Raw genomic sequence first — 25,184 nt, 5'->3', positions numbered from 1 at the left:
CACGCCAAGGTGGACCCGTGCGACGGATGCGGCGCCTCGGGCACAGGCCCCGCGGGCGCCGCATCCGCCGGGGCGCAGCCAGGCGCCCCTTGAGACCGGCCGTCCGACCTTGGAGCGTCATGACCAACGCCCTGATCATCGGCGGTGGCATCGCGGGAGCGGTGACCGCGATGGCCCTGCAGAAAGCCGGCATCGAATCGGAGGTCTACGAGGCGTACGCGAGCGGCGCCGACGACGTCGGGGCATTCCTCGTCGTCTTCGAGAACGGTCTGTCGGCGCTGCGCGTCATCGACGCCGACGGGCCCGTCATCGAGAACTCCTTCCCCGCCGGTCGGGTGGAGTTCCTCAGCAGCACCGGGAAGCGGCTGGGCGAGCGCCCGATGGCCGGGACGGGGGACCAGGACGCCGAGGGCGGCGCGCCGGACGGTGCCGGGCCCCGCACGTTGCGCCGGGCCACGCTCTACCGGGTCCTGCACGACGAGGCGACCCGCCGCGGCATCGCCGTCCAGCACGGGAAGCGGCTGGTGGCCGCTGAGACCGTGGAGAACGGCCGGATCGTCGCCACCTTCTCCGACGGCACCCGCGCCGAGGGCGACCTGCTGATCGGCGCCGACGGCATCCACTCCGTCACCCGCAAGCTCATCGACCCGGCCGCGGCCCGCCCCCGGTACACCGGCCAGAACACCGTCTGCGGCTACACCCGGGACGCGAAGAACGCGCCCGAACACGGCACGTACAGCATGATCTTCGGCAAGAAGGCGTTCTTCGGGTGCACTCGCGCGCCCGACGGCGAGACCTGGTGGTTCGCCAACGCGCCGGGGCCCGAGCTCTCCCGCGACGATCTGGCCGCCTCCACGGCCGACCAGTGGCGGCACCGGCTCGGCGCGCTCTTCGAGGAGGACAACTCCCCGGCCGCCGACATCATCCGGTCCACCGGCGAGACCATCGTCGGCTCCAACTCCTATGACATCGCCGCCACTCCACGCTGGTACACCGACACCATGGTCATCATCGGGGACGCCGCGCACGCCGCGGCACCGAACGCCGCACAGGGTGCCTCGATGGCCATCGAGGACGCCATCGTGCTGGCCAAGTCGCTGCGCGACCAGTCCGACAACCGCCGTGCCTTTCGCGCATACGAGGAACTCCGCCGCGAGCGCGTGGAAAAGGTCGTGGAGGCCAGCGCCAACATGGCCCGCCGCACGGCGTTGGGTCCCGTACGCCGCGTCTTCCGCGACACCGTCCTCCCGCACCGCGTCGCCCGCACCGAGGCCGGCGCCGCCAACTGGCTGACGTCGTACCGGATCGAGTGGTGACGCGGCCGGCCGGTCAGTCGGTGGCGGACCGTCCCGCCGCCGGGGAGAGCTGGACGACGAGGAGGGCGATCCCCGCGAGCAGGACGTTGCGGGTGGCCGCGTCCAGGCCGTTCCAGTCCTTGGACTGCCACATCGCGAACCACTCGCCGCCGATCGCGAGGAAGCCGGCGCCGAAGAGCAGCAGGACCATCAGGAGGCCGAGGGTGGCGAGCCGCCGGGCCCGGTCCCGGCGCAGCGCCCACAGCGCGGTGGCCACGACGAGTACGGCAGCGGCGGCCGTCTCCCAGGCGATGATCGCGATGTAGGCGGCGTCCTGGAGCGGGTGCGAGGTGATGGCCCGCCACATCAGGTCGGGGTCCTTGAAGGTGGTGTCCATCGCCAGGACGTGCTGGACGAACGCGCGATTGGTGTCGAAGTCGGTGATGTTGCCGAAGGCGACGAGCGCCATGTACAGCGCGACCGTGCCCGTGAGGAGTCCCGCCGCGAGAGAGGATGCCGCCACTGCTCGTCTGCCGCCGGCCATGTCAGCCTCCACCGGAGAGTCCGCCGCTGTCGTGTACAGGACGACATCGTAGAGGTACCGGGACGGCCTGTCCGCCCCTCAAGTCCCGTACGCTGCCCGCTGATCGACTGACCAACGAGAAAGCAGGGGCACATGGGCAGGCAGCGGCGTACGGGGGCCATGGCAGCGGGTGTGGCGGGAGCGGCGTTGGTGGTGGGGGTGGTGGCCTGGCCGGCGGGCGCCGGGACTCCGGCCGCGGCGGGCACGACGTACGACACGACCACAGCGGTGGGCGTGCACAACGCGTACGAGAAGGCGAAGTACCCCTACTTCGCCGACGCGTTGGACTCCGGCGCCGGCCTGCTCGAGCTGGACGTGTGGACCAACGGGCTGGGCAAGTCCTGGCGGGTCTCGCACGGCAATCCGCTCGGCAACGACAACAACTGCGAGAACGCCGCCACCCCCGCCGAGCTGCGCACCAAGCCCCGCAACCAGGACCTCGGCGGGTGCCTGGCCGACCTGCGGGCCTGGCACGAGGCGCACCCGGGCCACCGGCCCGTACTGCTGAAGATGGAGCTGAAGGACGGCTTCAACGACAAAGGGGGCCGCGGCCCGGACGAGTTCGACGCGCTGGTGCGCGACAGGCTGGGGGATGCGGTCTTCGGGCCCGGCGACCTGATCGGGGACCACGCGACGCTGGACGAGGCGGTACGCGCCGACGGCTGGCCGGAGCGGTCGGCGCTGGCCGGCAAGTTCCTGATCGAGCTGATCCCGGGCACGGTCGAGGAGGGCAACCCGGCCGACCGGCTGTGGACCGACCGCGAGTACGCCACCCATCTGCGCACCCTCGCGGGCGACGGACGGCTGTCCGCCGCCACCGCCTTCCCCGCCGTGCACGGTGCCGAGTCCGGCGACCCCCGCTCCCGCTACACCGACCCCGCGCTGCGCCCCTGGTTCGTGGTCTTCGACGGCGATGCCACCGCGTACGCGGGCGGCATCGACACCGGCTGGTACGACACCCGGCACTACCTCGTGATCATGACCGACGCGCACAACGTGGCCCCGGCCATCGATGCCACCGAGCCGACCGAGCGGCAGGCCAGAGACCGGGTGGCGCTGCTGGCCAAGGCGCACGCCAGCGTGCTCACCGCCGACTGGTACCCGCTGCCGCAGGTGCTGGGCGAGGTGGTGCCGCGCGGCTGACACGCGGCGCCGGGGGTGGTTGTACAGGTTTCAAGCACTGTGTAGGGTGAGATGTCGAGACTTGAACTTTCAAGTACTCCTCATACGTCCCGCCCGACACAGGAGAGAGCAGTCGCATGACCACCCCCACCGGCACGATCGCCCCCTCCCGCGATGTGGCGCCGGCGCGCACCGCGTCGACCGCCGCCCACGACCTGGGCCTGCTGCTCCTGCGGCTCGCCGTCGGCCTCACCATGGCGGCGCACGGCTCGCAGAAGCTCTTCGGCTGGTTCGGCGGCCCCGGCCTGGACGGCACCGGCCAGTTCTTCACCATGAGCGGCTATCCCTCCGGGAAGGCGATGGCCGTGGTCGCCGGGCTCACCGAGACCCTCGGCGGCCTCGGCCTCGCCGTCGGCCTGCTCACCCCGCTCGCCGGCGCGGCCGTCCTCGGCACGATGGTGAACGCGCTGGCCGTGAAGTGGGGCGGCGGCTTCTTCGCGCCCAAGGGCGTCGAGTACGAGCTGCTGCTCACCGTGGCCGCCGCCGCGCTCACCCTCACCGGGCCCGGCCGCTGGGCCGCCGACCGCCTGCTGCCCGGCCTGCGCCGCGAGCGCGGGGCCTACGGCGTCGCTGCCGTCGCCCTCGGCGTGATCGTCGCCTTCGCCGTCCTGCTGCTGCGCAAGTGACCCCCAGGGAGGTACCCATGTCCGTACGCCGCCTCAACCACGCGGTCCTCTACGTACGTGAGCTGTCGCGCTCCGTCGCGTTCTACACCGACGTCCTCGGCTTCACCGTGGACACCGAGATCCCCGGCCGGGCCGCGTTCCTCCGCGCCGAGGACACCCTGAACGACCACGACCTCGGCCTTTTCGCCCTCGGCGACCAAGCCCCGGGCCCCGAGCACGGGCGGGCGGGCCTGTACCACCTCGCCTGGGAGGTCGGCACCCTCGGCGAGCTTGCCGACACCGCCGCCCGGCTGCGGGCCGCCGGCGCGCTCGTCGGCGCCAGCGACCACCTCGTCTCCAAGTCCCTGTACGCCAAGGACCCGGACGGCATCGAGTTCGAGGTGATGTGGCGGGTGCCGCGCGAGGACTGGCCGGGCCCCGAGGACGGCGGCGCCCAGGTCCTTCCGCTCGACCTGGAGGACGCACTCCGCCGCTGGGGCCCCGACCTGGCGACCGGGGCAGCCGCGGGCTCCGCCACCTGAGCGCGGGGTCTCAGCCCCCGCTCGAGGACAGCAGATCCTTGAAGGGCTGGATCGCATCGACACTGCGCAGCCATGGATCGTCGAAGTCCCACACCAGGAAGAGCAGAAAGGCGATCAGGGCGGTGAAGACTCCCGCCATCAGCAGTTCCCGTCCTGATCGCCGGATCTGCAGCGTGAAGACCAGGCCGACCGTGACCACCGCGCCCGCGAGAAGGCCGAACCACACCACCGGCGGCAGCGTCGCCCCCGCGCTCTGCCCGCGGGCGGCCCGCGCGCCGTCCGCCACCGCGACCTGGTCGACCAGCGGCTGGTAGGACTGGTTCTCGTAGTCGCTGCGCGGGTGGTAGTCGGTCACGTCGGCGCGCACCTTCTCCAGCAGCGCGGTCCCGGTGGGCGTCAGCTCGCCCTCTTCGGTCATCACCGGCCACTCCTTGTGCACCACGTGCGAGACATAGCCTTCGACGTCGGTGCGGATACGGTCGCGCACCGGCTCCGGATACGCCCGCGCCCGCGCGCTCACCTCGTGCAGCGCCTGCGCCTCCGTGCGGACGGTGTCCTCCGCCGCGCTGCGGGACTCCCACACGCCCGCGATGGCCAGGCCCAGCACGATCGCGTAGACCACCCCGATCATCATCGTCATGTACTCGATGACGTCGGGCGTCTCGGACGGATCGTCCTCCTCCTCGTCGATCCGCCGCTGGTTCAGGACGGTGACGAGCAGCACGACACCGCAGGCCGCGGCCATGGCGATGCCGAGCACCAGCCATTCCGACATGGAGACCTCCAAGAGGACGTACGAAATAAGGAAACAGGGGTGGGCGTCAGGAACGGCGGCCGCCGGATCCGGAGGAGGAGCGGGGGCGCAGCACGGCGGCGGCCAGCACGGCCGGGGCCATGATCAGCAGCATCGTCGTGACCAGCGAGCGGCCGCCCCGCGCCTGCTGGCCGGTGACCGCGTACGACCGGGGCGTCAGGGACGGCGAGGGCTTCGGCTTCGGCGCCTCGGAGGTCGGCGGCGGTTCCGGGGGCGGCTTCGGGCGCGGCGCGGGCGGCGGCTTCGGCGCGGGCGGTGGCGGCGCGGGCGGGGTGGTGACCGGCGCGGGCTCCGGTGGCGCGGGCTCGGGCGGTGGCGGCGGTGCGGGCTTCGGAGGCGGCGGCTTCGGCGCGGGCGGTGGCGGCGTGGGCGGCCGGGGCGTCGGCGACGTACAGGGCCAGTGCCAGTCGTCCGGCAACCCCGGTACCCCGGTCGGGGCCGTCACCGGCGGCTTCGTCCCGGCGTAGGAACAGTTGTCGCCGTGCGCGGCCGCCGACGGCGCCCAGCCCACCCCTGCCACGAACGCGGCGGCCGCCAGGGCCAGTCCCGCGCGATGCGATCGATACACGCCGAGAGGCTGCGCAGCGCCGCGCGCGATCAAGCATCCCGTACGGGTGATTCCCCTGATAGTGGGGATTACCGTACGGTCGGGTGCGTGACGGCTGCCGAGGTGTTCACACCCCAGACCTACGCTACCGGCGTCCCCTACGCGCTCTTCCGTGAACTGCGTCTGACCAGCCCGGTCTGCTGGATCGAGGAGCCGGCGGTGGCCGGCTGGCCGGCCGGTCCCGGGTACTGGGCGGTGCTGCGGCATGCGGATGTGAAGCATGTCCTGCGTAGCCCAGAGGTGTTCTCTTCGTACGCGGGTGCGACGCAGATCCGGGACCCCGACAGCGCTCGGGACCTCGCGTTCGTCCGCGCGATGATGCTGAACCAGGACCCGCCGGACCATTCCCGCATCCGCAAGGTCGTCGCCGCGGCCTTCACCCCGCGTGCCGTACGGGAGTTGGAGGCCGTCATCGACGCGCGCGCCGCCGAGCTCGTGGGGCAGGTCGCCGAGGCGGGCGCGGCGGACTTCGTCGAGGTCGCCGCCGACCTGCCGGTCTGGACGCTGGCGCACGTGATGGGCGTGCCGGACGAGGACCGGCGGCTGCTCTTCGACTGGTCGAGCCGCGTCATCGGCTACCAGGACAGCGAGTACGCGGAGTTGAGCACCGCCGACCCCGCGACGCTCAGCCCCATGGGGCGGGCCGCGCTGGACCGCCGTCCGCGTACGCTCGTCCGTCCGGACGGCCGTCCGGTGAACCCGCGCTCCCGTGAAGCGCTCGCCGACATGTTCGCGTACGCCCACGCGCTCGCCGAACAGCCGCGGCCCGGCACGGTGATGGCCCACATGCGGGAGGGCGGCCTGACCCGTGAGGAGTTCGAGAACATGTTCTTCCTCTTCGCGGTGGCCGGGAACGAAACGCTGCGCAACGGCATTCCGGGCGGGCTGCACAGCCTGCTGTGCCATCGGGAGCAGTTCGAACGGCTCCAGAGGGAACGGGAGTTGATTCCCGCGGCCGTCGAGGAGATGCTGCGCTACTGGCCGCCGGTGATGGACTTCCGGCGCACCGCCGTGCGCGACGTGGAGCTGGGCGGCCGGCGCATCCGGGCGGGCGAGAAGGTCGTGGTTTACCACGCCTCCGCCAACCGCGACGAGACGGTCTTCGCCGACCCCGACCGCTTCGACGTCACCCGCAGTCCGAACGACCACGTCAGCTTCGGCTTCGGACCGCACTTCTGCCTCGGGTCGCACCTCGCCCGCGTACAGATGCGGGCCGTGCTGCGGCACGTACTGGACCGGCTGCCCGGCCTCGAACTCGCCGGGGAGCCGGTCCGGCTCGTCTCCAACTTCCAGAACGGGCTCAAGCACCTGCCTGTACGGGCCTGAGAGCGCCTGCGGGCAGCACTGGCGCCCCACGGTGCCCGCGGGATGCCCTAGCGCCGTACGGCGAGCGACAGCGCGAAGCGGGCCGTGCCGTCCGTCCACCAGTCGCGCAACTCCAGCCCGGCGGCGCCGAGTTCCCTGCGCACGCCCTCCTTGCGGAACTTCGCGGAGACCTCCGTGCGCACCTCCTCGCCCGCCGCGAAGTGCACCGCGAGGTCCAGCGCCGGGATCTTCACGGTCTGCTCCTTCAAGGACCGCAGCCGCATCTCGATCCACTCCCGCTCGGCGTCCCACACCGCGCGGTGCGCGAACTGCGCCGGGTCGAAGTCGGCGGCCAGCTCGCGGTTGATGACGGTGAGCACGTTCTTGTTGAACTCCGCCGTGACGCCCTGGCTGTCGTCGTACGCGGCCAGCAGCGTCCCCTCGTCCTTGACCAGGTCCGTGCCGAGCAGCAGCGCGTCGCCGGGCTCCAGCAGGTCCCGTACGGAGTGCAGGAAGCCGGTCCGCTCGGCGGGGAGCAGGTTGCCGATCGTGCCGCCGAGGAAGGCCAGCAGCCGGGGCCCCGGCGCCTCGGGCAGCTCCAGGCCGCCCTGGAAGTCGGCGACCAGCGCGTGCACGGTGAGCCCCGGGTGGTCGGCGAGCAGCGCCTCGCCCGCCGCGGCCAGCGCGCTCTCACTGACGTCGACGGGCACGTAGGTGTGCAGCCGGGTGAGCGCGTCCAGCAGGTGCCGGGTCTTCTCCGAGGAGCCGGAGCCCAGCTCGACCAGGGTGCGGGCCCCGGTGGCGGTGGCGATCTGCCCGGCGCGGGCCAGCAGGATCTCCCGCTCGGCGCGGGTCGGGTAGTACTCGGGCAGCGCGGTGATGTCCTCGAAGAGCTCGCTGCCCCGGGCGTCGTAGAACCACTTCGGCGGCAGTGTCTTCGGGCTGCTGGTCAGGCCCTGGGCGACGTCGGTACGGAGGGCGGCGGTGGTGGCGTCGGGGGGCAGCGTACGGGTGATGGCGAGGGGACTCACGCGACGGGCTCCTTGAGCGGGGTGAGCAGGACATCGGTACGGGTGGCGGCCAGCAGGGTGCGGTCGGGGACCTCGGTCCAGCCGTCCCCGTCGTCCGAGGGTTCGGAGGCGACCAGCATGCCGGGCGCGCGGCCCGGCAGCGGGCGGTGGAAGAGCGTGTCGCCCCAGGTGGTGGCGGTGATCGTGGCGCCGTCGGTGAGCAGCAGGTTCAGCCGGGAGCCGGGGGCCGCGGCAGCCACCTCGGTCACCGTCTCGGACAGCGCCTCGGAGGCGTCGGCGCCCTGCTCCAGGCGGTGCTTCACCAGCGCCCACAGGAACGCGGCGTCGCAGCGCGCCTCCAGGCCGAGCAGCGCCTCGGAAGGCAGCCCGGCGGCCAGGGCGCCGAGCGAGCCTGGCCAGCCGCTGACCGCGCCGTTGTGGCTGAAGAGCCACCGGCCCCCGGCGAACGGCGCCGCCGCGGCCTCGCCGTCCGGGCAGGCGAGGGTGGCGTCCCGTACGGCGGCCAGCACGGCGCCGCTGCGGACGACCCGGGCGAGGTCGGGCAGGCAGGCGTCCGCCCAGATGGGCCCTGCGCGGCGGTAGCGGGCCGGCACGGGGTCGCCGGGCGCGTACCAGCCGACCCCGAAGCCGTCCGCGTTGACCGTGCCGTACTTCTGGCGGCGGGGCGCCCAGGACTGCCGGAACAGGCTGTACTCGGGCGCGGTGAGGACGTCACCGAGCGGGACGTCGGGACCGAGGTAGGCAAGGTGACGGCACATCAGGCGCGCCTCCTGGCGGGGGGCTCAGGGGGCCCCGGGCACACGGGGCGCGCCGGGGCCCTCACGCGTCCTCCGGGCCCGCGTCCCGGGCCGTGCGGAAGCCGGCGAAGATCTGCCGGCGGACGGGCAGGTCCCAGTTGCGGAACGTGCCGCGGCAGGCCACCGGGTCCACCGCGAACGACCCGCCGCGCAGCACCTTGTACGCGTCGCCGAAGAACACCTCGGAGTACTCGCGGTAAGGGAACGCCTGGAAGCCCGGGTACGGCAGGAAGTCCCCGGAGGTCCACTCCCACACGTCCCCGATGAGCTGCCGGACGCCCAGCGGCGACTCGCCCTCGGGGTAGCTGCCCACGGGCGCCGGACGCAGATGGCGCTGGCCCAGATTGGCGTGCTCGGGGCCGGGGTCCTCGTCGCCCCAGGGGTAGCGGCGGCTGTACCCGGTGTGCGGGTCCCAGCGGGCGGCCTTCTCCCACTCGGCCTCCGAGGGCAGCCGGCGCCCGGCCCAGCGCGCATACGCGTCCGCCTCGTACCAGCTCACATGCAGAACCGGTTCTTCAGGAGCGATCGGCTCGGTGACACCGAAACTGCGACGCACCCATCCGCTGCCCTCCCGCCGCCAGAACAGCGGCGCTTCGAGCTTGTTCTCGCACACCATCCGCCAGCCCTCGGGGGCCCACCAGCGCGACTCCCGATAGCCGCCGTCCTCGATGAACCACAGATACGCGGCGTTGCTCACCGGTGTCGTGTCGATCCGGAAGGCGGGCAGCAGCCGGTGGTGCGCGGGGCGTTCGTTGTCCAGCGCCCACGGCTCCCGGGAGGTGCCCATCGTGAAATGGCCGCTCGGCACCAGCACCTCGGGGCCCACCACCCCCTCCGCGGTGTCCGGGGGCGGGGGAGCGGTGAGCGCGGCCGGGCCGCGCCGCAACTGGTGGGTGATGAGCATCGTCTCGTCGTGCTGCTGCTCGTGCTGCGCGACCATGCCGAACGCGAATGCCTGCTCGACCAGCCGGTCGCCGCGCAGCGGGGTCTTCTCCAGGACGTCCAGCACCCGGCCGCGCACTTCGTCGACGTAGCTGTGCGCCTCGGTGGGGGCCAGCAGCGGCAGCGAGGGCCGCTCGGCCCGGGGGTGCTCGAACGCGTCGTAGACCGAGTCGATCTCCGGGCGCAGCGCCTCCAGCCCGCCGACCGCCCGCATCAGCCACTGCTCCTCCTGGTTGCCTATGTGGGCGAGGTCCCACACCAGGGGCGACATCAGGGGCGAGTGCTGCGCTGTCAGGTCGGGCTCGTCGACACACGTGGTCAGCGCCTGCGTACGGGTGCGGGCGGCGAGCAGCGCCGACGCCGCGCGGTCCCGGAGCTTTTCGGGATCGTGGATCACTGGCTGTCCTTCCCTGGGATGCGCTCGACGGTGCGGGCGTACTCCGCGGCGAGCGCCGCTTCCTGGGCGTCGGCGGCGCGCCGGGCCGCCGGGCTCTCCGTGGGCGTGGGGGCGTACTCGGGTGCCGCGTACGCCGCGTCCAGCAGGTCGTCGGCCGGGCAGCGGCCCTGCGCCACATAACGCTCGATGAACTCCTCGACGGCGGCGAGCACGTCGGGCCCGGCGCCGAGCCGGGGCAGCGCCGCACGGGCGGCCGCGAAACAGACCGTCGCGGCGGCGGCCAGCTCCGGGTCGGTCAGCCCGTTCCGGGCAGCGCGCCGCCACAAGGGGTTGCGCGGCGCGGGGCGGTCGCCCGCCGTCTCGGCGAGCGGCTTGACGGCGCGGTACGCGGTCTCGGCGGCCTCGGGGTCGTCGAACAGGGCCGCGGTCACGGCGAGCGGCACGATCCAGCCGTCGCCCGGCTGCGCGTCGATCATGCGCAGTTCGAGGTGACCGCGCGGCCGGACCGGCGGGAAGAGCGTGGTGACGTGGTAGTCGAAGTCCTCCGCCGTGGGTGCCCTCGGCGCCTTCGTGCGCGTCCACTCGCGGAAGGACAGCCCTTCGGGCGCGTCCCAGGGCCCGTCCGCGGCGCGCAGGCACATCACGGGCGCGTCCAGCGCGTACGCCGCCCAGGCCGCGCGCGGATCGGGGCCGTCGGCGGGCGCGAGGGTGCGGGCCGGGTCGAGCTGGGTCCAGATGGCCTGGCGGGTGGAGCGGTAGCCCGTCGGGCATCCCTCGCTGGTGGGGGAGTTGGCGAAGGCCGCGGCGAGCACGGCACCGAGGAGGTGGGCGAGGCGCCAGCGCCGGCCGTGCCCGAGCGGCCCCGGCTCCTCGTATCCGGCGTCCAGGCAGACCTGTACGGAGGCGGTGCCGCACATCATGGACCGGCCGGCCTGCCCCCAGCGGTCGAAGTACGCCTCCATCGCGTCGTAGCGGGGCTCGTCGAGGATGCGGTGCGGCGGGTGCCAGGGGTTGTGTCCGTGGCCCGCCAGGCTCAGGTCCATGGCACGCAGCGCGGTGCGTACCAGCGCCAGGTCGGCCGAGACGGCCGTGACGCACTCGGTGAGGGAGGCGGCGGGGAGCGAGCTGAGCTCCAGCTGCCCGCCCGGCTCGAAGGTCAGGAGCGACCGCAGGGGGAGCGCGCGCAGGGCGGTCATCGCGCTGCGGACGCGCTCGCGCGGCAGGGGACATCGGGGGTTGCGCGCGTCGTGGACGAGATACTCGATCTCGACCCCGATGCGCTGCGGAGGCCCGGTCTTGAAGCAAATGCCGTGCAGGTGGGCTGCCAGCTCCGCTTCCGTGACCGCGCGCTGTACGGGCATGGACTTCCACTCCCTCCGTGTCCGGCCGGACGGCCGGACGCAGGCTCCCACCTAAGCGGGTGCGAGCGGCGCACTCAAGGGCGCATCAGCGCCCGGCAGAGCACGCGCCGCGCACGGCCCGCGGGGCGTCGCGCCGGAGCACGACGGCGCACCCGCACGGGAGTCTCTCACTGCCGATACCCCGCCAGGAAGCGTCCGATGCGGCTGATGGCGGCGTCGAGGTCGTCGGCGTACGGGAGTGTCAGGATACGGAAGTGATCAGGGCGCGGCCAGTTGAAGCCGGTGCCCTGCACCACCTGGATCTTCTCCCGCAGCAGCAGGTCCAGCACGAACTTCTCGTCGTCGTGGATCTTGTGCACGGCCGGGTCCAGGCGCGGGAAGGCGTAGATCGCGCCCTTGGGCTTCACGCACGACACGCCCGGGATCTCGTTCAGGCGTTCCCACGCCCGATCGCGCTGCTCGCGCAGCCGGCCGCCCGGGAGTACCAGGTCGTTGATCGACTGGCGGCCGCCGAGCGCCGCCTGGATGGCGTACTGCGCGGGGGCGTTCGGGCACAGCCGCATCGAGGCCAGCGTGCCCAGCCCCTCCAGGTAATCGGCGGCGTGCTGCGTGGGCCCGGAGACCACCAGCCAGCCGGACCGGAAGCCGGCCACGCGGTACGCCTTGGAGAGCCCGCTGAAGGTGAGGCAGACCAGGTCGGGGGCGAGCACCGCGACGTTGTGGTGCACCTCGCCGTCGTACAGGATGCGGTCGTAGATCTCGTCCGCGAAGACCATCAGACCGTGCCGCCGTGCCAGGTCGAGCATGCCTTCCAGGAGCTCGCGCGGGTAGACGGCGCCCGTCGGGTTGTTGGGGTTGATGATGACCATCGCCCGCGTCCGGTCGGTGATCTTCGCGGCCATGTCGTCCAGGTCCGGCAGCCAGTCGGCGGACTCGTCGCACAGGTAGTGCACCGCCTTGCCGCCCGCCAGCGTCGTCACCGCGGTCCACAGCGGGTAGTCGGGGGCCGGGATCAGTACCTCGTCGCCGTTCTCCAGCAGCGCCTGGACCGCCAGCGAGACCAGCTCCGAGACGCCGTTGCCCAGGTAGACGTCGTCGACACCGGTCTCGGTGAGGCCGAGCGACTGGTAGTGCTGGGCGACGGCCCGGCGCGCCGAGAGGATGCCGCGGGAGTCGGTGTAGCCGTGCGCGCGGGACAGGTTGCGCATCATGTCCTGGAGGATCTCCTCGGGCGCCTCGAAGCCGAAGAGCGCGGGGTTCCCGGTGTTCAGCCGGAGCACGCTGTGCCCGGCCTCCTCCAGCGCGTCGGCGTGCTCGATCACCGGCCCCCGGATCTCGTAACAGACGTCGGCCATCTTGCTCGACTGCTTGAACTCCATGCGGCGGCCTCCCGGTCCCTCGCTCGCCGCGGCGCGGCGCATCGATGGTTCTCCTTGGTTTTACCAAGCGCGAACTTGGAAAGTCCAACCTCTTGTCTATGCTGGGATCATGCCGCGCCGAAGTTATGACCAGTACTGCGCCGTCGCCCGCGCCCTGGACGCCGTGGGCGACCGCTGGACCCTGCTGATCGTCCGGGAGCTGCTGGCCGGGGCCCGGCGCTACACGGACCTGCACGCCGACCTGCCGGGCGTCAGCACGGACATGCTCGCGGGCCGTCTGAAGGACATGGAGCGCGACGGCCTGACCGTCCGCCGCAGACTCGACCCGCCCGCCGCCGCGTTCGTCTACGAACTCACCCCGCGCGGCCGCGCCCTGCTCCCCGTCCTCACCGCTCTGGCCGACTGGGGCGCGGCCGACCTCGGCGCACCGCAGCCGACCGACGCGGTCCGGGCCCACTGGTTCGCCGTGCCGCTCATGCCCCGGATCGCCCGGTACTTCACGGCGCAACGGCCGCAGGGCGCCCCCGTACGGGTCGTGGAGGTCCGGCTGGACGAGGGGACGTTCCACATCACGCTGGGCGCGGAGACGGACGCACAGGCGGATTGGGGCTACGCGGACGGCCCTGCCCCGGCGCCGGACACCGTACTGGAACTGGACGCGGCGGCCTGCACCGAGGTGATCTACGATCGGCTCTCACTCGCCCACGGCATCGGCACCGGCCGCATCCGGGTGACGGCCGGCGGCGAGCCGGCCGGCGTCCCGGCGGCGACCGCAGGCACAGCGACGGGATGACACATGCGCAAGGCGCCCCTGGCGGTCTTCGACCTGGACAACACCCTGGCGGGCACGGCGCACCGGCAGCACTTCCTGGAGCAGCGGCCGCGCGACTGGGACGGCTTCTTCGCCGCGGCCCCCGAGGACCCGCCGCTCCCCGAAGGCATCGCGCTGGCCCTGGAGAGCGCGGCGGAGTGCGAGATCGTGTACCTGACCGGGCGGCCCGAGCGGTGCCGCGCCGACACGCTGGAGTGGCTGGCCCGGCACGGGCTCCCCGAGGGCCGCGTCTGGATGCGCCCCTCCGGTGACCGCCGCCCGGCCCGCCACACCAAGCTCGAACTGCTGCGCAAACTGGCCCGTGGCCGTGAGGTCCGCGTCGTCGTGGACGACGACGAGCTGGTCTGCGACGCGGTCCAGGCCGCCGGCTTCCCCGTCGTGCGGGCCGGCTGGGCCACCCACTCCGCCGCCCTGAAGGACGCCCAGGAGCGAGAGGGCCGCACCTGAAGGAGCGCGCCGGTCAGTCGTGGCCCGTGGGCCGCGCCCGTACGTGCACGCGCTCGCCCTGGGGGCCGAACAGGCAGAGGTACTCCACCGGTTCGGGGCCCGCGCTCGCGAAGCTGTGCGGCGTGCGTGTATCGAACTCGGCGGCCTCGCCCGCGCTGAGTACGAGGTCGTGCTCGGCCAGCCTCAGCCGCAGCCGGCCGGAGAGCACGTAGAGCCATTCGTAGCCCTCGTGGGTCCGCTGCTCGGGGTGCGGGGCATCGGGCCGCCCCGGGGGCAGGATCAGCTTGTAGGCGTGCAGGCCGCCGAGGTGCCGGGTGAGCGGCACGAAGGTCTGGCCGTTCCGGACGACGGGGCGCGGGTGGATGCGGGGGTCGCCGGTGGGCGGCGCGCCGACCAGTTCGTCCAGCGGGACGCCGTACGCCTTGGCCAGCGGCAGCAGCAGCTCCAGGGTGGGTTTGCGCTGCCCGGACTCCAGTCGGGAGAGCGTGCTGACGGAGATGCCGGTGGTCTCGCTCAGCGCGGTCAGGGTCGTCCCGCGGTCCCTGCGCAGTGCGCGGAGCCGGGGGCCGACCGCGGTGAGCACACCGGCGAGGTCATCGTCTGCCATGCCCCCATTTGCTGTTTCGGCAATAAACTTTGTCAAGTCGGCGGCGCGGTCCGAGTATCGGCAGGGAAGCAGCGAGAAGCCGCTACGAAGGAGCGTGTGTGCCGATGACCGATACGCAGATCTCGGACGAGGAGTTCTGGAACACCCGGTACGCCGAGAGCGGCCGGATCTGGAGCGGCAAGCCCAACGCGGCACTGGTCCGGGAGGTCGCGGACCTGGCCCCGGGCCGGGCCCTGGACCTGGGCTGCGGGGAAGGCGGCGACGCGATCTGGCTGGCCCGGCAGGGCTGGCGGGTCACCGCCGTCGACGTCTCCCGTGTGGCGCTGGACAGGGCCGCCGGGCACGCGGCGGAGGAAGGCGTCGCGGACCGCATCGACTGGCAGCGCCACACCCTGGGCGAGACCTTCCCCGAGGGCACCTTCGACCTGGTCTCGTCCCACTTCCTGCACACCCTCGGCGAGCTGCCGCGGGAGGAGGTCCTGCGGACCGCCGCCGGCGCGGTGGCGCCGGGCGGGGTGCTCCTCGTGGTGGGCCACTCCGGGCCGCCCCCGTGGGAGCCCGACGCGCACCCCGATGTGCACCTTCCCGTAGCGCGCGAGGTCCTGGCGGACCTGCGGCTGGCCGAGGGGGAGTGGGAGGTGCTCGTCTGCGAGGAGCACGAGCGCCTCCAGACGGCGCCGGACGGACAGCAGATGGTCCGGACCGACAACACGGTCAAGGTGCGCCGCCTGGCCGGCTGACCGCCGCTCACGATTGCCCCTCCGATATCTGTTCCCTCACGGATACCGACCGCTTAGTATGCCGATGGCACCGAGGCCACCGACGTCGTGAGGGGAAGCTCAGTGAAGGCATGGCGGGTACACGCGAACGGCGAGCCACGCGAGGTGATGCGGCTGGACGAGGTCCCGGACCCACAGCCGGGCCCCGGACAGCTGCTCCTCCGGGTGAAGGCCGCGAACGTCAACTTCCCCGACGCGCTGCTCTGCCGCGGCCAGTACCAGGTACGCCCGCCGCTGCCGTTCACGCCCGGCGTGGAGATCTGCGGCGAGGTGCTCGCCGCCGGTGACGGCGCGGACGTCGCCGTCGGCACCCGCGTACTGGCGCAGCCGCCGCTGCCGAACGGCGGATTCGCCGAACTGGCCGTGGTGGACGCCAAGTCCGTCCTCCCGGCACCGGACGCGCTGGACGACGCCGAGGCCGCCGCGCTGCACATCGGCTACCAGACCGGCTGGTTCGCGCTGCACCGCCGCGCACACCTCCAGGCCGGCGAGACGCTGCTGGTGCACGCGGCGGCGGGCGGCGTCGGCAGCGCCGCCGTCCAGCTCGGCCGGGCCGCCGGCGCCCGCGTCATCGGGGTCGTCGGCGGCCCCGAGAAGGCCGCGGTCGCCCGGGAGCTCGGCTGCGACGTGGTCATCGACCGGCGCGCCGAGGACGTCATCAAGGCCGTGAAGGAAGCCACCGGCGGCCGCGGCGCCGATGTCATCTACGACCCGGTGGGCGGCGACGCGTACGCCCAGTCCGCCAAGTGCGTGGCCTTCGAGGGCCGCATCGTCGTCATCGGCTTCGCCAGCGGCACGATCCCCAGCCCCGCGCTCAACCACGCGCTGGTCAAGAACTACGCGATCCTCGGCCTCCATTGGGGCCTGTACGCCACCAAGGAGCCGGCCGCCATCGGCGCCTGCCACGAGGAGCTGACCAAGCTCGCCGCGCAGGGCGTCATCAAGCCGCTGATCGGCGACCGGGTAGCGCTGGACGGCGCCGCCGACGCGGTGCAGCGGGTCGCCGACGGCGTCACCACCGGACGCCTGGTCGTCCTCCCCGGAGAGGCGGGCGCCCGATGACCGCGGAGACCACCGCACGCCCTGTCGACGCCGAGGAGCTGCGCCGGCGCACCGCCGAACTGCTCGCCGCCCATCCGCCCGCCACCACGGAGCGACTGGACTTCCTGCGCGCCCGCTTCGCCGCAGGGCTCGCCTGGGTGCACTTCCCCGAGGGCCTCGGCGGCCTGGGCGCGCCCCGCGCCCTGCAGGCCGTCGTCGACGAGGAGCTGGCGGCCGCCGGGGCGCCCGACAACGACCCGGGACGGATCGGCATCGGCCTGGGCATGGCAGCGCCCACCATCCTGCGGTACGGCACCGAGGAGCAGCGGCAGCGCTTCCTGCCGCCCCTGTGGACCGGCGAGGAGGTGTGGTGCCAGCTCTTCAGCGAGCCCGGCGCCGGCTCCGACCTCGCGGGGCTCGCCACCCGTGCCGTGCGCGATGGCGACAGCTGGGTCGTGGACGGCCAGAAGGTGTGGACCTCCGGCGCGCACAAGTCCCGCTGGGCGATCCTCATCGCCCGGACGGACCCGGACGCGCCCAAGCACCGCGGCATCACGTACTTCCTCTGCGACATGACCGACCCCGGTGTCGAGGTGCGGCCGCTGCGCCAGATCACCGGCGAGGCGGAGTTCAACGAGGTCTTCCTGACCGGCGTCCGGATTCCCGACAGCCGGCGCCTCGGAGAGGTCGGCGAGGGCTGGAAGGTCGCGCAGACCACCCTGATGAACGAACGCGTCGCCATCGGGGGCAACCGCATCCCCCGTGAAGGCGGCATGATCGGCGTCGCCGCCGCCGACTGGCGCGAGCGCCCCGAACTGCGCACCCACGACCTGCACCAGCGGCTGCTGCGCCTGTGGGTGGAGGCCGAGGTGGCCCGCCTCACCGGCGAACGGCTGCGCCAGCAGCTCATCCAGGGCCAGCCCGGCCCCGAAGGCAGCGGCATGAAGCTGTCGTTCGCGCGGCTCGCCCAGGAGATCAGCGGCTGGGAGGTGGAGTTCCTCGCCGAGGACGGCCTCACGTACGACAGCTGGACGCACACCGGCTCCGACGTACTGAGCTTCACCGGGCGCGAGGCGGGCTACCGCTACCTGCGCGCCAAGGGCAACAGCATCGAGGGCGGCACCTCCGAAGTGCTCCTCAACATCGTCGCCGAACGCGTGCTCGGCCTGCCGTCCGAGCCGCGCACCGACAAGGACGTCGCGTGGAAGGACCTGCCCCGATGACCGACCAGCAGACTCTGGCGGACGCCACGGCGTCCGAGCTGCCCGAGGGTCCGGACCTGCTCTACTCCGAGCCCGAGGACGACCTGCGCGCCGCCGTGCGGTCCCTGCTGGCCGACCGTGGCGGTCCGGCCGCGGTCCTCGCCGAGCTGGAAGCGGGCCGCACGCACGACGCCGCCCTCTGGCGCTCGCTCGCCACCGACATCGGGGCGGCCGGGCTGCTGGTCCCCGAGAAGCTCGGCGGCCAGGGCGCCGGCCCCCGGGAGGCGGCCGTCGTCCTGGAGGAGCTGGGCCGGGCCGTGACGCCCGTGCCGTACCTGACGAGCGCCGTCCTGGCGGTCACCGCCCTGCTCGGCTGCGACACCGGCCAGGACGAGGTCGCGCGGCTGCTCGCCGCGCTGGCCGCCGGTGAGCGGATCGGCGTGCTCGCGCTGCCGCTGCCGACCGCGCCCGCAGGGCCGCTGGAGCCGCCCGTGCGGGCCGGCGCCGACGGCGCCCTGCTCGGTACGGTCGCCTCGGTCGCCGACGCGGCAGCCGCGGACGTGCTGCTCGTCCCCGTGCGCGCGGCGGACGGCATCGAGCTGTACGCCGTGGACACCGATGCGCCGGGGCTGCACATCGAGACGGTCACCCCGCTGGACCTCACCCGTCCGCTCGCCCGCGTCACCTTCGACGGCGCCGCGGGCCGCCGGCTGGCCGGCTCCGACCGGGCCGGCGCGGCCGTACGGAGGGCCCTGCTCACGGGTGCCGGGCTGCTCGCCTCCGAACAGCTCGGCATCGCCGAGTGGTGCCTGACCGAGCTCGTCGAGTACACCAAGCAGCGCCACCAGTTCGGCCGCCCGGTCGGCTCGTTCCAGGCGCTCAAGCACCGGATGGCCGCGCTCTGGCTGGAGGTGGTGTCGGCGCGGGCGGCGGCGCGCAACGCGGCGGACGCGCTGGCCACCGACAGCGCGGACGCCCCGGTAGCGGTGGCCGTCGCCCAGGCGTACTGCGCCCCGGTCGCGGTCCGCGCGGCAGAGGAATGCCTCCAGCTCCACGGTGGCATCGGCATGACGTGGGAACACCCGGTGCACGTCTTCCTGAAGCGCGCCAAGAGCGACGAGATCGCGCTGGGCGCTCCCGGACGCCACCGCGCGTCCCTCGCCGAGCTGGTGGACCTCACGGCCCCGTAGGAGCCGGCGGGCACACCGGCTGCCGGCCGACGGCTGTGGGGGCCGTCGGCCGGCGCCGTACGTCAGGCTCAGTGGGGATGGGGCACGACCACCAGGCCGTCGAGCAAGGCTTGGAGGCCACTCTCGAAGAGCCCGTCGAGGTCCAGGTCGTAACCGTCGGCGCCGAAGGACTCCAGGAGCCGGGCGAACGTCGGATACCGCCCCGAAGCGGCGATCGCCCCGAAGCCATCTTCCTGAGCCTCCAGCCACTGCTCCTGGGAGAGGCCGCTCACGCTTGCGGCGTGCGCCTCCCGTTCGAGGTGGACGGCGAGCCCCTGGACGTGGCTGTAGAGCAGCACATTGATGTCCAGCATGGTGGTCCCGTCGAGCCCGAGGCCGTCGAGAGCGGCGAGCATCCACTCCGAGTAGGCCATCAAGTTCGGCAGCGCCAACGGGCGCGTGAGCGGGGCGAGCTGGGCCAGCCAGGGATGGACGCGGTGCAGCGCCCAGAGGGCCCTGGCGCCCGTCTCCAGACGCGTCCGCCGACAGGTGGGCGGCTCGGCCGGGTACGCGATCTCACCGAGCACGCTGTCGGCCATCAGCAGGACCAGTTCGTCCTTGCCGTTCACGTACCGGTAGGGCGACATCGCCGCGGTCCCCAGACGGGCCGCGACGCCGCGCATCGACAGGGCCGCCAGCCCTTCCGCGTCGGCGATCTCGATGGCCGTACGCACGATGCGGGCGCGGGTCAGTTCCTGGTCGGACGGGGGCGCTGCACGGGAACCGCGAGCCGTGCCCCCGGTACGCCGGGACGGTGCCACCACCGTGCCGGCCCGCGGCCGGGCCTCCACCAAGCCGTCCTGCCGCAGTGCGTTCAGCGCCTTGGTGGCCGTCGCCAGGGCGACGTGCCACTCCTCGGCGATCCGCCGGGTGGACGGCACCCGGTCACCGGCGACCAGCTCGCCGTCCTCGATGCGCCGCCGGATCTCCGAGGCGATGCGCAGGTACGGCGGAAGATTTTCCGCGGCCATCCTGCCCCCTCTCTCATCTGTACTAGTACAGAGGCTAGCAGTGAGAACGTGGCGAGGACGCCTCTTCAGCGGCTTTCTGTCCTAGGGCAGCCGGGAGAACCGGTCCCGATGAGCTGCTTCCCCCGATGGCGCGTACGACGTACATTCAGCGCGTACATCGTACGTACTGTCCGAGGGGGACCCATGAGGGCCAGAACCGTGCTCGTCTCAGGGGCCGGCGTCGCCGGCCTCGCCACCGCCTACTGGCTGCGCCACCAGGGCTACGAGCCGACCGTGGTCGAGCGCGCTCCGGGGCTGCGTCCGGGAGGGCAGGCGATCGACGTCCGTGGTGTCGCGCTGGACGTCCTCGACCGGATGGGCGTACTGGCGGACGCGCGCCGACTGCGCACCCGGATGCGGGGCATGTCGATGCTCGACGCCACGGGGGAGGAGCTGTGGCGCTCCACCGAGCAGACCTTCAGCAGCGGCCGGCTCGACAGCGATGACATTGAACTGCTCCGCGACGACCTCACCGCGCTGCTGTACGGGCAGGCGCGCGACGGCATCGAGTATCTCTTCGGCGACTCGATCGCCACCCTCCAGCAGGCACCCGACGGCGTACGCGTCGGTTTCGAGCGTGCGCCTGCCCGCAGCTTCGACCTCGTCGTGGGCGCGGACGGCCTGCACTCCACGGTGCGCCGGCTGGCCTTCGGTGCCGAGCCGGAGTTCCTCCGCCATCTCGGCGCCTACGTGGGCGTGTTCAGTACCGGCAACTTCCTGCAGCTCGACGACTGGCAGGTGTGGCTCCAGGACGGCGGCACGAGTTACGTCGTCTACCCGGCGCGCGGCAACAGCGAGCTCAGGGCCACGCTCGGCTTCTCGTCCGAGCCCTTCGCGTACGACCACCAGGACACCGGGCAACAGAAGGCGCTGCTCCGGGAGCGGCTGGGCCACCTCGGGTGGGAGACGCCGAAACTGCTGGCGGCCATGCGGGAGGCGCCCGACTTCTACTTCGACGCGATGGCGCAGATCCATATGGATCGCTGGACCGCCGGCCGGGCGGCGCTCGTCGGGGACGCGGGCTACTGCCCCTCCCCGCTGTCCGGCCAGGGCACGAGCCTGGCCCTGGTAGGCGCCTACGTGCTCGCCGCCGAGCTCGGCCGGACGCCCGACGACTACCGGGCCGCGTTCGACCGCTACGAGGCGCGGCTGCGCCCCTTCGTCGCCCGTAATCAGGCGCTGGCAACGGAGAACCCCTCCGGGCCCGCTCCCGAGGAGGCGGTCGAGGCGGCCAAGAACGCCCTCGCGCTCGATGGTTGACCGTTCGACCATTGTTTCCGGCCTCTGTGCCTGCCCGTGTGCCTGCCTCACCGGGCACGCGACGCCCCACTGGCCGGATGGCGCCCCACCGGGCATGTCGGAAAAGTGAAGTTCCGGTAGCGTCGTACGTATGAAGGTCGCACCCCGACGACCCGCGTTCCGGTCGGTGCCGGCCCTGCCGGCTGCCGGCGCGGCGCTGCTGCTCGCGCTGGCGCCCGTCGCGGCTCCCGGGGCAGCGGCCGCGTACGGGGCGTCGGCGGGGTCCGTCGTCGCCTCCGCGGCGCGCGACAGCGGGGGACTGGACGCGGCGGCCAAGGCGCTCTCCAAGGGGCCCGTGTACGTCGACCCGCGGGCCGCGGGACGGCTGCCGGACGGGCAGGCGGACGCGCTGGCGAACGACATCGAGGAGGCCGGGAAGCCGGTCTTCGTAGCCGTGCTGCCCGCGAACTCCGACTATCCGTCCGCGACGCTCTTCGAGGACCTGCGCACCCGGGTCGGCATCCGGGGCGTGTACGCGGTCCAGCTCGGCGACCGGTTCGACGCCCGCGCCGACGGCGACGTGCTGTCCCGGGAGTCGGTGCGCCACCTCGTGGGGGCCGCCCAGCGTGCGCACCCCGGTGACGCGACCGCGCAACTGAAGGACTTTGTCGCCCAGGCCGACAAGCAGGCGGGGGACGGCATGCCCGAGACCTGGCAGGGCGCGGGCGGCAGCGGGGCCAGCACGGGTGCGCTGGTCGGGCTCGGCGTGCTCGTCGTCCTCGGGGCGGGCGGCGCGTACACGGTGTACCGCCGCTCCAGGCGCCGCCGTGAGGCCGAGGAGCAGGCCGCGCTGGACGCGCTGCGGGTCGTGGTGGACGAGGACATCACCGCCTACGGGGAGGAGCTGGACCGGCTCGACTTCCGGCCCGGCGAGCCGGGCGCCGACGACCCGATGCGCGCCGACTACGCGCAGGCCCTGGACGCGTATGAGAACGCCAAGCAGAGGATGGCGGAGGCACGGCACCCCCAGGACGTGCGGAAGGTGACCGAGGTACTGGAGGGCGGCCGGTTCGCCCTCGCCACGCTGGCGGCCCGGCGGGAGGGCCGGCCGCTGCCGGAGCGCCGGCCGCCGTGCTTCTTCGACCCGCGGCACGGCCCGTCCGTCGCCGACGCGCAGTGGGCGCCGCCCGGGGGCGCGGAGCGCACGGTCCCGGTCTGCGCGGCCGACCAGACGCGGCTGGCGGACGGCCAGGAGCCGATGACCCGTACGGTGCGCACCCCGTACGGCGAGGACCGTCCGTACTGGGACGCGGGCCCCGCCTACGGGCCCTGGGCCGGTGGTTACTACGGGATGCTCGGCGGCGGGCTGCTCCCCGGGCTGTTCCTCGGCACGCTGCTCGGCTCCTCGATGATGGGCCCGGCCGCCTACGGGTGGGGCGACGGCGCGTACGGGGACGGCGCCGGCGGCGGGGACTACTCGGGCGGCGACTTCAGCAGCGGCGACTTCGGGGGCGGCTTCGGGGACGGCGGGGGCTTCGGGGGCGACGGCGGAGGATTCGGCGGCGGCTTCGGCGACTGACCGCCCGCCCCGCAGCGCCGTCATGTTCGCGGGCCGCATCGTCGAACTCGCCGACGCGGCCGACTTCTTCGGTACGCCAGGACCCCGGCACCCGTACGCGCGCGGCCTGCTCGATGCGCTCCCTGAACGCGCCTTCACGCCCATCCCCGGCCAGCCGCCGGAGCTGGGCGCGCTCCCCGAAGGCTGCGCGTTCGCCGTCCGCTGCCCGCACGCGACGGCCGTGTGCGACGTCGTGCCCGAGCCGGTCAACGGCGTGGCCTGCCACCACGTACCCGTAGGCGCCCTGGCCCCCGGAGAGGCCGCCGAAGCTTGACCTCCCGGACATCACCGCCGGATACGACCGCGCCCGGCCCCTCGTGCGCGGCGTCTCCCTGCGCGTCGCACCCGGTGAGGCGGTCGGGCTACTCGGCCCCAGCGGCTGCGGCAAGTCCACGCTGGCGAAGGTGGCGGCCCTGCTGCACCGTCCCGACCGGGGGAGCGTCGTCGTGGACGGACACTGATCTATGACGAAATGACCGCGATGCTCGACGCCTCGACGACGGCCGCGCTGGTCGCGGTGGTGGAGGAGTACCGCGCGGAGTCCGGCGCCGGCCTGCTGGCCGTCGGCCACGACCGGGTACTGCTCGAACGGCGGTGCGGCCGTACGGTGCGATGGGAGGCGTTGACGCAGCATGCGCCCTCGCGGCCCCGGCAGCCGTCCGGTGACCCGCAGTGATCACCCGTTCGGCGGACGCCTGACAGGAGAGTGAAGGCCGCGAAATACGCCAAACTGGCGCCGTTGATGGCCCGTTCGGGCCACCGAGGGAGGTTCGCCATGGCTATTTCGGTCTCAGTGGTCTTGCTGCTCGTCGTGCTGGCCGTCGTCTTTATGCGCAGCGGGCAGCTCAAGCTGTCGCACGCCCTCGTGTGCGTGCTCCTCGGCTTCTTCCTCGCCGGCAGCAGCCTCGCCCCCGACATCAGCAACGGCCTCTCCGGCGCCGCCGACCTGGTCAGCAGCGTACGGCCCTGAGCGGAGCCCCCTCAGAGCCCCCGCGCGAAGACCCCGATCCCGTTCGGTACCGGTCGCTCCGCGCCGCCCGAAGGGTGGTTGCGGACGGTCGCCGCGCCGCTCCCCGGCTCGCGCAGGACGAGCGTCGAGGACCCGCCGCCGTCCAGGTTCAGCGCGTCCCGGGCGCCGATCCGCGTCATCAGCCCGGCGAGTTCGTCGATCGTCAGCCCGGCGTTCCCCTTCGTGCCGTCCAGCGCGAGCAGGTACAGCACCCGCCCGTCCCCGCCGACGCCCGCCGCGGTACGGACCGCCGACGCAACGGTGTCCAGGCCCGGCAGCGGCGCACCGTCCCGCAGCACCGGGAAGCCGCCCACCGCGAACCGCGCGGGGCCCGGCCGCTGCCCCACCAGTCGGTCCGTGACGCGCACCCGCTCGCCCACCGACAGCTTTCGCAACTGCCGCGCACCCTCCTCGCGCCCCACCAGTACTGTCGTGCCTTCGGGCACGCCGCCGCGCCCCGGCGTGTCCGCGACCTTCTCGACCCGGCCGCCGCGCACCGTGACCTCGGTGGTGTCCTCACTGCACGGCGCCGCACGGTCGGCGTCCGTGCCACAGGTGGCGCGCACCCGGGAGGTGGTGCCCCACTCCGGGGTGTACGCGCCGATGCCGTCGACCGGCAGCGCGTACAGGTTCAGCCCGCGCAGCGGCAGCCGGCCGTCCGGCGTGGCAACCGAGCCTTGCAGCGACAGCCGGTCCAGCCGGACCCGCCGGTCCGGGCCCACCGCGATGACGTCCTCGGCCGTCGTGCCGGGCGGTAACGGGGGCCCGAACCGCTGCCCGTCCGGCACCGCCGACTTCAGCCGCCGCCCGGACGCGATCGCGGGCCCGTCGGACGCGCCCGTCGGCTCGACACCCGGGTGCTGATCCTCCGTTATGTTGAAGAAGTCGCCGTTGACGCCGGCCACCGCGTCCTGTGCGTCGGCCATCGCGGACACCGCCTTCCGGGCGCCGACCGCGCCCGCGTACAGCAGGTCGACCGAGACGTCCGGTCTCGCCAGGTCCACCGTCAGCAGGTGACCGCGTGCGATGCCGCGCGGCACCGCCATCGAGAACTGGGTGTACGTCACCCCGGACGCCGCCGGGGCCGTCCGGCCCGTACGGAGCACGTCCGCCGAGACGGCGGCACTCCCGCCCGCCACGCCTCCGCCGGCCAGTGCACCGGCCGCCAGCAGAACCGTCAGTACCGCGCGGACACGACCGCACCGCTGCCTCACGATCACCCCAGTTGTCACGCCGACTGTTCCTTGGGCCAAGGAAGTACACCACTGGAGGGGCGCGCACACGCGCAGAAGCGCCGTGGCACCGGTGTACGCCGCTCCGTCGGCGGCCGC

At 73.3% G+C, this 25,184-nt stretch carries 25 protein-coding genes and 2 pseudogenes; 17 read left to right on the top strand and 10 right to left on the bottom strand.

The window, feature by feature from the left end:
• Positions 1–119 precede the first annotated feature (119 nt).
• Positions 120–1,316 (top strand): FAD-dependent monooxygenase, encoded by a 1,197-nt coding sequence (locus IG84_RS0110430; protein ID WP_031054206.1) that lies wholly within the window; start codon positions 120–122, stop codon positions 1,314–1,316.
• Between the two features lie 13 nt (positions 1,317–1,329).
• On the opposite strand, the gene IG84_RS0110425 is transcribed toward IG84_RS0110430, so the two are convergent.
• Positions 1,330–1,839, bottom strand: a complete 510-nt coding sequence (locus IG84_RS0110425) for a DUF2165 domain-containing protein (protein ID WP_031054204.1) — start codon at positions 1,837–1,839, stop codon at positions 1,330–1,332.
• A gap of 132 nt (positions 1,840–1,971) precedes the next feature.
• On the opposite strand from IG84_RS0110425, the gene IG84_RS0110420 reads away from it, so the two are divergent.
• The 3 genes from IG84_RS0110420 to IG84_RS0110410 all read left to right on the top strand — a co-directional run bounded on the left by IG84_RS0110420 (position 1,972) and on the right by IG84_RS0110410 (position 4,207).
• Positions 1,972–3,021, top strand: a complete 1,050-nt coding sequence (locus IG84_RS0110420; RefSeq protein WP_031054202.1) for a phosphatidylinositol-specific phospholipase C domain-containing protein — start codon at positions 1,972–1,974, stop codon at positions 3,019–3,021.
• A 116-nt stretch (positions 3,022–3,137) separates the two neighbouring features.
• Positions 3,138–3,686: a DoxX family protein gene (locus IG84_RS0110415; RefSeq protein WP_031054200.1), complete on the top strand. Its 549-nt coding sequence runs from the start codon at positions 3,138–3,140 to the stop codon at positions 3,684–3,686.
• Positions 3,687–3,703: 17 nt separating this feature from the next.
• Positions 3,704–4,207: a VOC family protein gene (locus IG84_RS0110410; protein ID WP_031054197.1), complete on the top strand. Its 504-nt coding sequence runs from the start codon at positions 3,704–3,706 to the stop codon at positions 4,205–4,207.
• A gap of 10 nt (positions 4,208–4,217) precedes the next feature.
• Here the strand turns inward: IG84_RS0110410 and IG84_RS0110405 are convergent, their stop codons facing one another.
• The gene (locus IG84_RS0110405; protein WP_031054194.1) at positions 4,218–4,982 is read right to left on the bottom strand and encodes a bestrophin-like domain; all 765 of its coding nucleotides are present in this window, start codon (positions 4,980–4,982) and stop codon (positions 4,218–4,220) included.
• A 119-nt stretch (positions 4,983–5,101) separates the two neighbouring features.
• On the opposite strand from IG84_RS0110405, the gene IG84_RS41085 reads away from it, so the two are divergent.
• Positions 5,102–5,488, top strand: a complete 387-nt coding sequence (locus IG84_RS41085; protein WP_157848852.1) for a hypothetical protein — start codon at positions 5,102–5,104, stop codon at positions 5,486–5,488.
• 188 nt (positions 5,489–5,676) lie between these two features.
• Positions 5,677–6,954 carry a cytochrome P450 gene (locus tag IG84_RS0110395; RefSeq protein ID WP_169749869.1) on the top strand — a complete coding sequence of 426 codons (1,278 nt, stop codon included), beginning with the start codon at positions 5,677–5,679 and terminating at the stop codon, positions 6,952–6,954.
• A 47-nt stretch (positions 6,955–7,001) separates the two neighbouring features.
• Here IG84_RS0110395 and egtD read toward each other — a convergent pair whose 3' ends face one another.
• The 5 genes from egtD to IG84_RS0110370 all read right to left on the bottom strand — a co-directional run bounded on the left by egtD (position 7,002) and on the right by IG84_RS0110370 (position 12,840).
• A complete protein-coding gene (egtD, locus tag IG84_RS0110390) occupies positions 7,002–7,964 on the bottom strand; it encodes an L-histidine N(alpha)-methyltransferase (RefSeq protein ID WP_031054190.1) in 963 nt (320 codons plus the stop codon).
• The gene (egtC, locus tag IG84_RS0110385) at positions 7,961–8,722 is read right to left on the bottom strand and encodes an ergothioneine biosynthesis protein EgtC (protein WP_031054188.1); all 762 of its coding nucleotides are present in this window, start codon (positions 8,720–8,722) and stop codon (positions 7,961–7,963) included. The genes egtD and egtC overlap by 4 nt, the downstream gene beginning before the upstream one ends.
• Before the next feature lie 61 nt (positions 8,723–8,783).
• A complete protein-coding gene (gene egtB / locus IG84_RS0110380; RefSeq protein ID WP_031054185.1) occupies positions 8,784–10,100 on the bottom strand; it encodes an ergothioneine biosynthesis protein EgtB in 1,317 nt (438 codons plus the stop codon).
• Positions 10,097–11,461 (bottom strand): ergothioneine biosynthesis glutamate--cysteine ligase EgtA, encoded by a 1,365-nt coding sequence (egtA, locus tag IG84_RS0110375; protein ID WP_078648732.1) that lies wholly within the window; start codon positions 11,459–11,461, stop codon positions 10,097–10,099. Before egtA ends, egtB begins: the two co-directional genes overlap by 4 nt.
• Before the next feature lie 167 nt (positions 11,462–11,628).
• Positions 11,629–12,840 carry a pyridoxal phosphate-dependent aminotransferase gene (locus IG84_RS0110370; RefSeq protein ID WP_031054180.1) on the bottom strand — a complete coding sequence of 404 codons (1,212 nt, stop codon included), beginning with the start codon at positions 12,838–12,840 and terminating at the stop codon, positions 11,629–11,631.
• A gap of 106 nt (positions 12,841–12,946) precedes the next feature.
• Between IG84_RS0110370 and IG84_RS0110365 the strand changes: the two genes are divergently transcribed.
• Both IG84_RS0110365 and IG84_RS0110360 read left to right on the top strand, forming a co-directional pair.
• Positions 12,947–13,633: a winged helix-turn-helix transcriptional regulator gene (locus IG84_RS0110365; RefSeq protein WP_051861604.1), complete on the top strand. Its 687-nt coding sequence runs from the start codon at positions 12,947–12,949 to the stop codon at positions 13,631–13,633.
• A gap of 3 nt (positions 13,634–13,636) precedes the next feature.
• Positions 13,637–14,119 (top strand): phosphatase domain-containing protein, encoded by a 483-nt coding sequence (locus IG84_RS0110360; RefSeq protein WP_031054174.1) that lies wholly within the window; start codon positions 13,637–13,639, stop codon positions 14,117–14,119.
• A gap of 13 nt (positions 14,120–14,132) precedes the next feature.
• On the opposite strand, the gene IG84_RS0110355 is transcribed toward IG84_RS0110360, so the two are convergent.
• Complete coding sequence (locus IG84_RS0110355) at positions 14,133–14,726, bottom strand: helix-turn-helix domain-containing protein (protein ID WP_031054172.1); 594 nt, start codon at positions 14,724–14,726, stop codon at positions 14,133–14,135.
• A gap of 104 nt (positions 14,727–14,830) precedes the next feature.
• Here IG84_RS0110355 and IG84_RS0110350 point away from each other — a divergent pair, with 104 nt between their 5' ends.
• The 4 genes from IG84_RS0110350 to IG84_RS0110335 all read left to right on the top strand — a co-directional run bounded on the left by IG84_RS0110350 (position 14,831) and on the right by IG84_RS0110335 (position 18,938).
• Positions 14,831–15,466, top strand: coding sequence for an SAM-dependent methyltransferase (locus IG84_RS0110350; RefSeq protein ID WP_031054169.1), 636 nt, complete (start codon positions 14,831–14,833; stop codon positions 15,464–15,466).
• Between the two features lie 102 nt (positions 15,467–15,568).
• On the top strand, positions 15,569–16,567 hold the full coding sequence (locus IG84_RS0110345; protein ID WP_031054166.1) for an NADPH:quinone oxidoreductase family protein: 999 nt from the start codon (positions 15,569–15,571) through the stop codon (positions 16,565–16,567).
• Positions 16,564–17,769: an acyl-CoA dehydrogenase family protein gene (locus IG84_RS0110340; RefSeq protein ID WP_031054164.1), complete on the top strand. Its 1,206-nt coding sequence runs from the start codon at positions 16,564–16,566 to the stop codon at positions 17,767–17,769. Before IG84_RS0110345 ends, IG84_RS0110340 begins: the two co-directional genes overlap by 4 nt.
• Positions 17,766–18,938 (top strand): acyl-CoA dehydrogenase family protein, encoded by a 1,173-nt coding sequence (locus tag IG84_RS0110335; RefSeq protein ID WP_037799840.1) that lies wholly within the window; start codon positions 17,766–17,768, stop codon positions 18,936–18,938. The genes IG84_RS0110340 and IG84_RS0110335 overlap by 4 nt, the downstream gene beginning before the upstream one ends.
• 68 nt (positions 18,939–19,006) lie before the next feature.
• Here IG84_RS0110335 and IG84_RS0110330 read toward each other — a convergent pair whose 3' ends face one another.
• Positions 19,007–19,948: a TetR/AcrR family transcriptional regulator C-terminal domain-containing protein gene (locus IG84_RS0110330; protein ID WP_031054161.1), complete on the bottom strand. Its 942-nt coding sequence runs from the start codon at positions 19,946–19,948 to the stop codon at positions 19,007–19,009.
• A 183-nt stretch (positions 19,949–20,131) separates the two neighbouring features.
• Here IG84_RS0110330 and IG84_RS0110325 point away from each other — a divergent pair, with 183 nt between their 5' ends.
• The 5 genes and pseudogenes from IG84_RS0110325 to IG84_RS0110305 all read left to right on the top strand — a co-directional run bounded on the left by IG84_RS0110325 (position 20,132) and on the right by IG84_RS0110305 (position 23,814).
• On the top strand, positions 20,132–21,247 hold the full coding sequence (locus IG84_RS0110325) for an FAD-dependent monooxygenase (RefSeq protein WP_031054158.1): 1,116 nt from the start codon (positions 20,132–20,134) through the stop codon (positions 21,245–21,247).
• Between the two features lie 130 nt (positions 21,248–21,377).
• On the top strand, positions 21,378–22,805 hold the full coding sequence (locus tag IG84_RS0110320; protein WP_031054155.1) for a hypothetical protein: 1,428 nt from the start codon (positions 21,378–21,380) through the stop codon (positions 22,803–22,805).
• Positions 22,792–23,118 (top strand): annotated as a pseudogene (locus IG84_RS37850) (oligopeptide/dipeptide ABC transporter ATP-binding protein); the annotation flags it as partial. The gene IG84_RS0110320 and the pseudogene IG84_RS37850, both read left to right, overlap by 14 nt.
• A 10-nt stretch (positions 23,119–23,128) precedes the next feature.
• A pseudogene (locus IG84_RS39270) lies at positions 23,129–23,520 on the top strand (ATP-binding cassette domain-containing protein).
• Positions 23,521–23,619: 99 nt separating this feature from the next.
• Positions 23,620–23,814: a hypothetical protein gene (locus IG84_RS0110305; RefSeq protein ID WP_031054150.1), complete on the top strand. Its 195-nt coding sequence runs from the start codon at positions 23,620–23,622 to the stop codon at positions 23,812–23,814.
• An 11-nt stretch (positions 23,815–23,825) separates the two neighbouring features.
• On the opposite strand, the gene IG84_RS0110300 is transcribed toward IG84_RS0110305, so the two are convergent.
• The gene (locus tag IG84_RS0110300) at positions 23,826–25,085 is read right to left on the bottom strand and encodes a phosphodiester glycosidase family protein (protein ID WP_382467495.1); all 1,260 of its coding nucleotides are present in this window, start codon (positions 25,083–25,085) and stop codon (positions 23,826–23,828) included.
• Positions 25,086–25,184 lie beyond the last annotated feature (99 nt).

The organism is Streptomyces ochraceiscleroticus, from assembly GCF_000720485.1.
Lineage (GTDB): Bacteria > Actinomycetota > Actinomycetes > Streptomycetales > Streptomycetaceae > Streptomyces > Streptomyces ochraceiscleroticus.
This window is presented reverse-complemented; position numbering and strand designations above follow the sequence as displayed.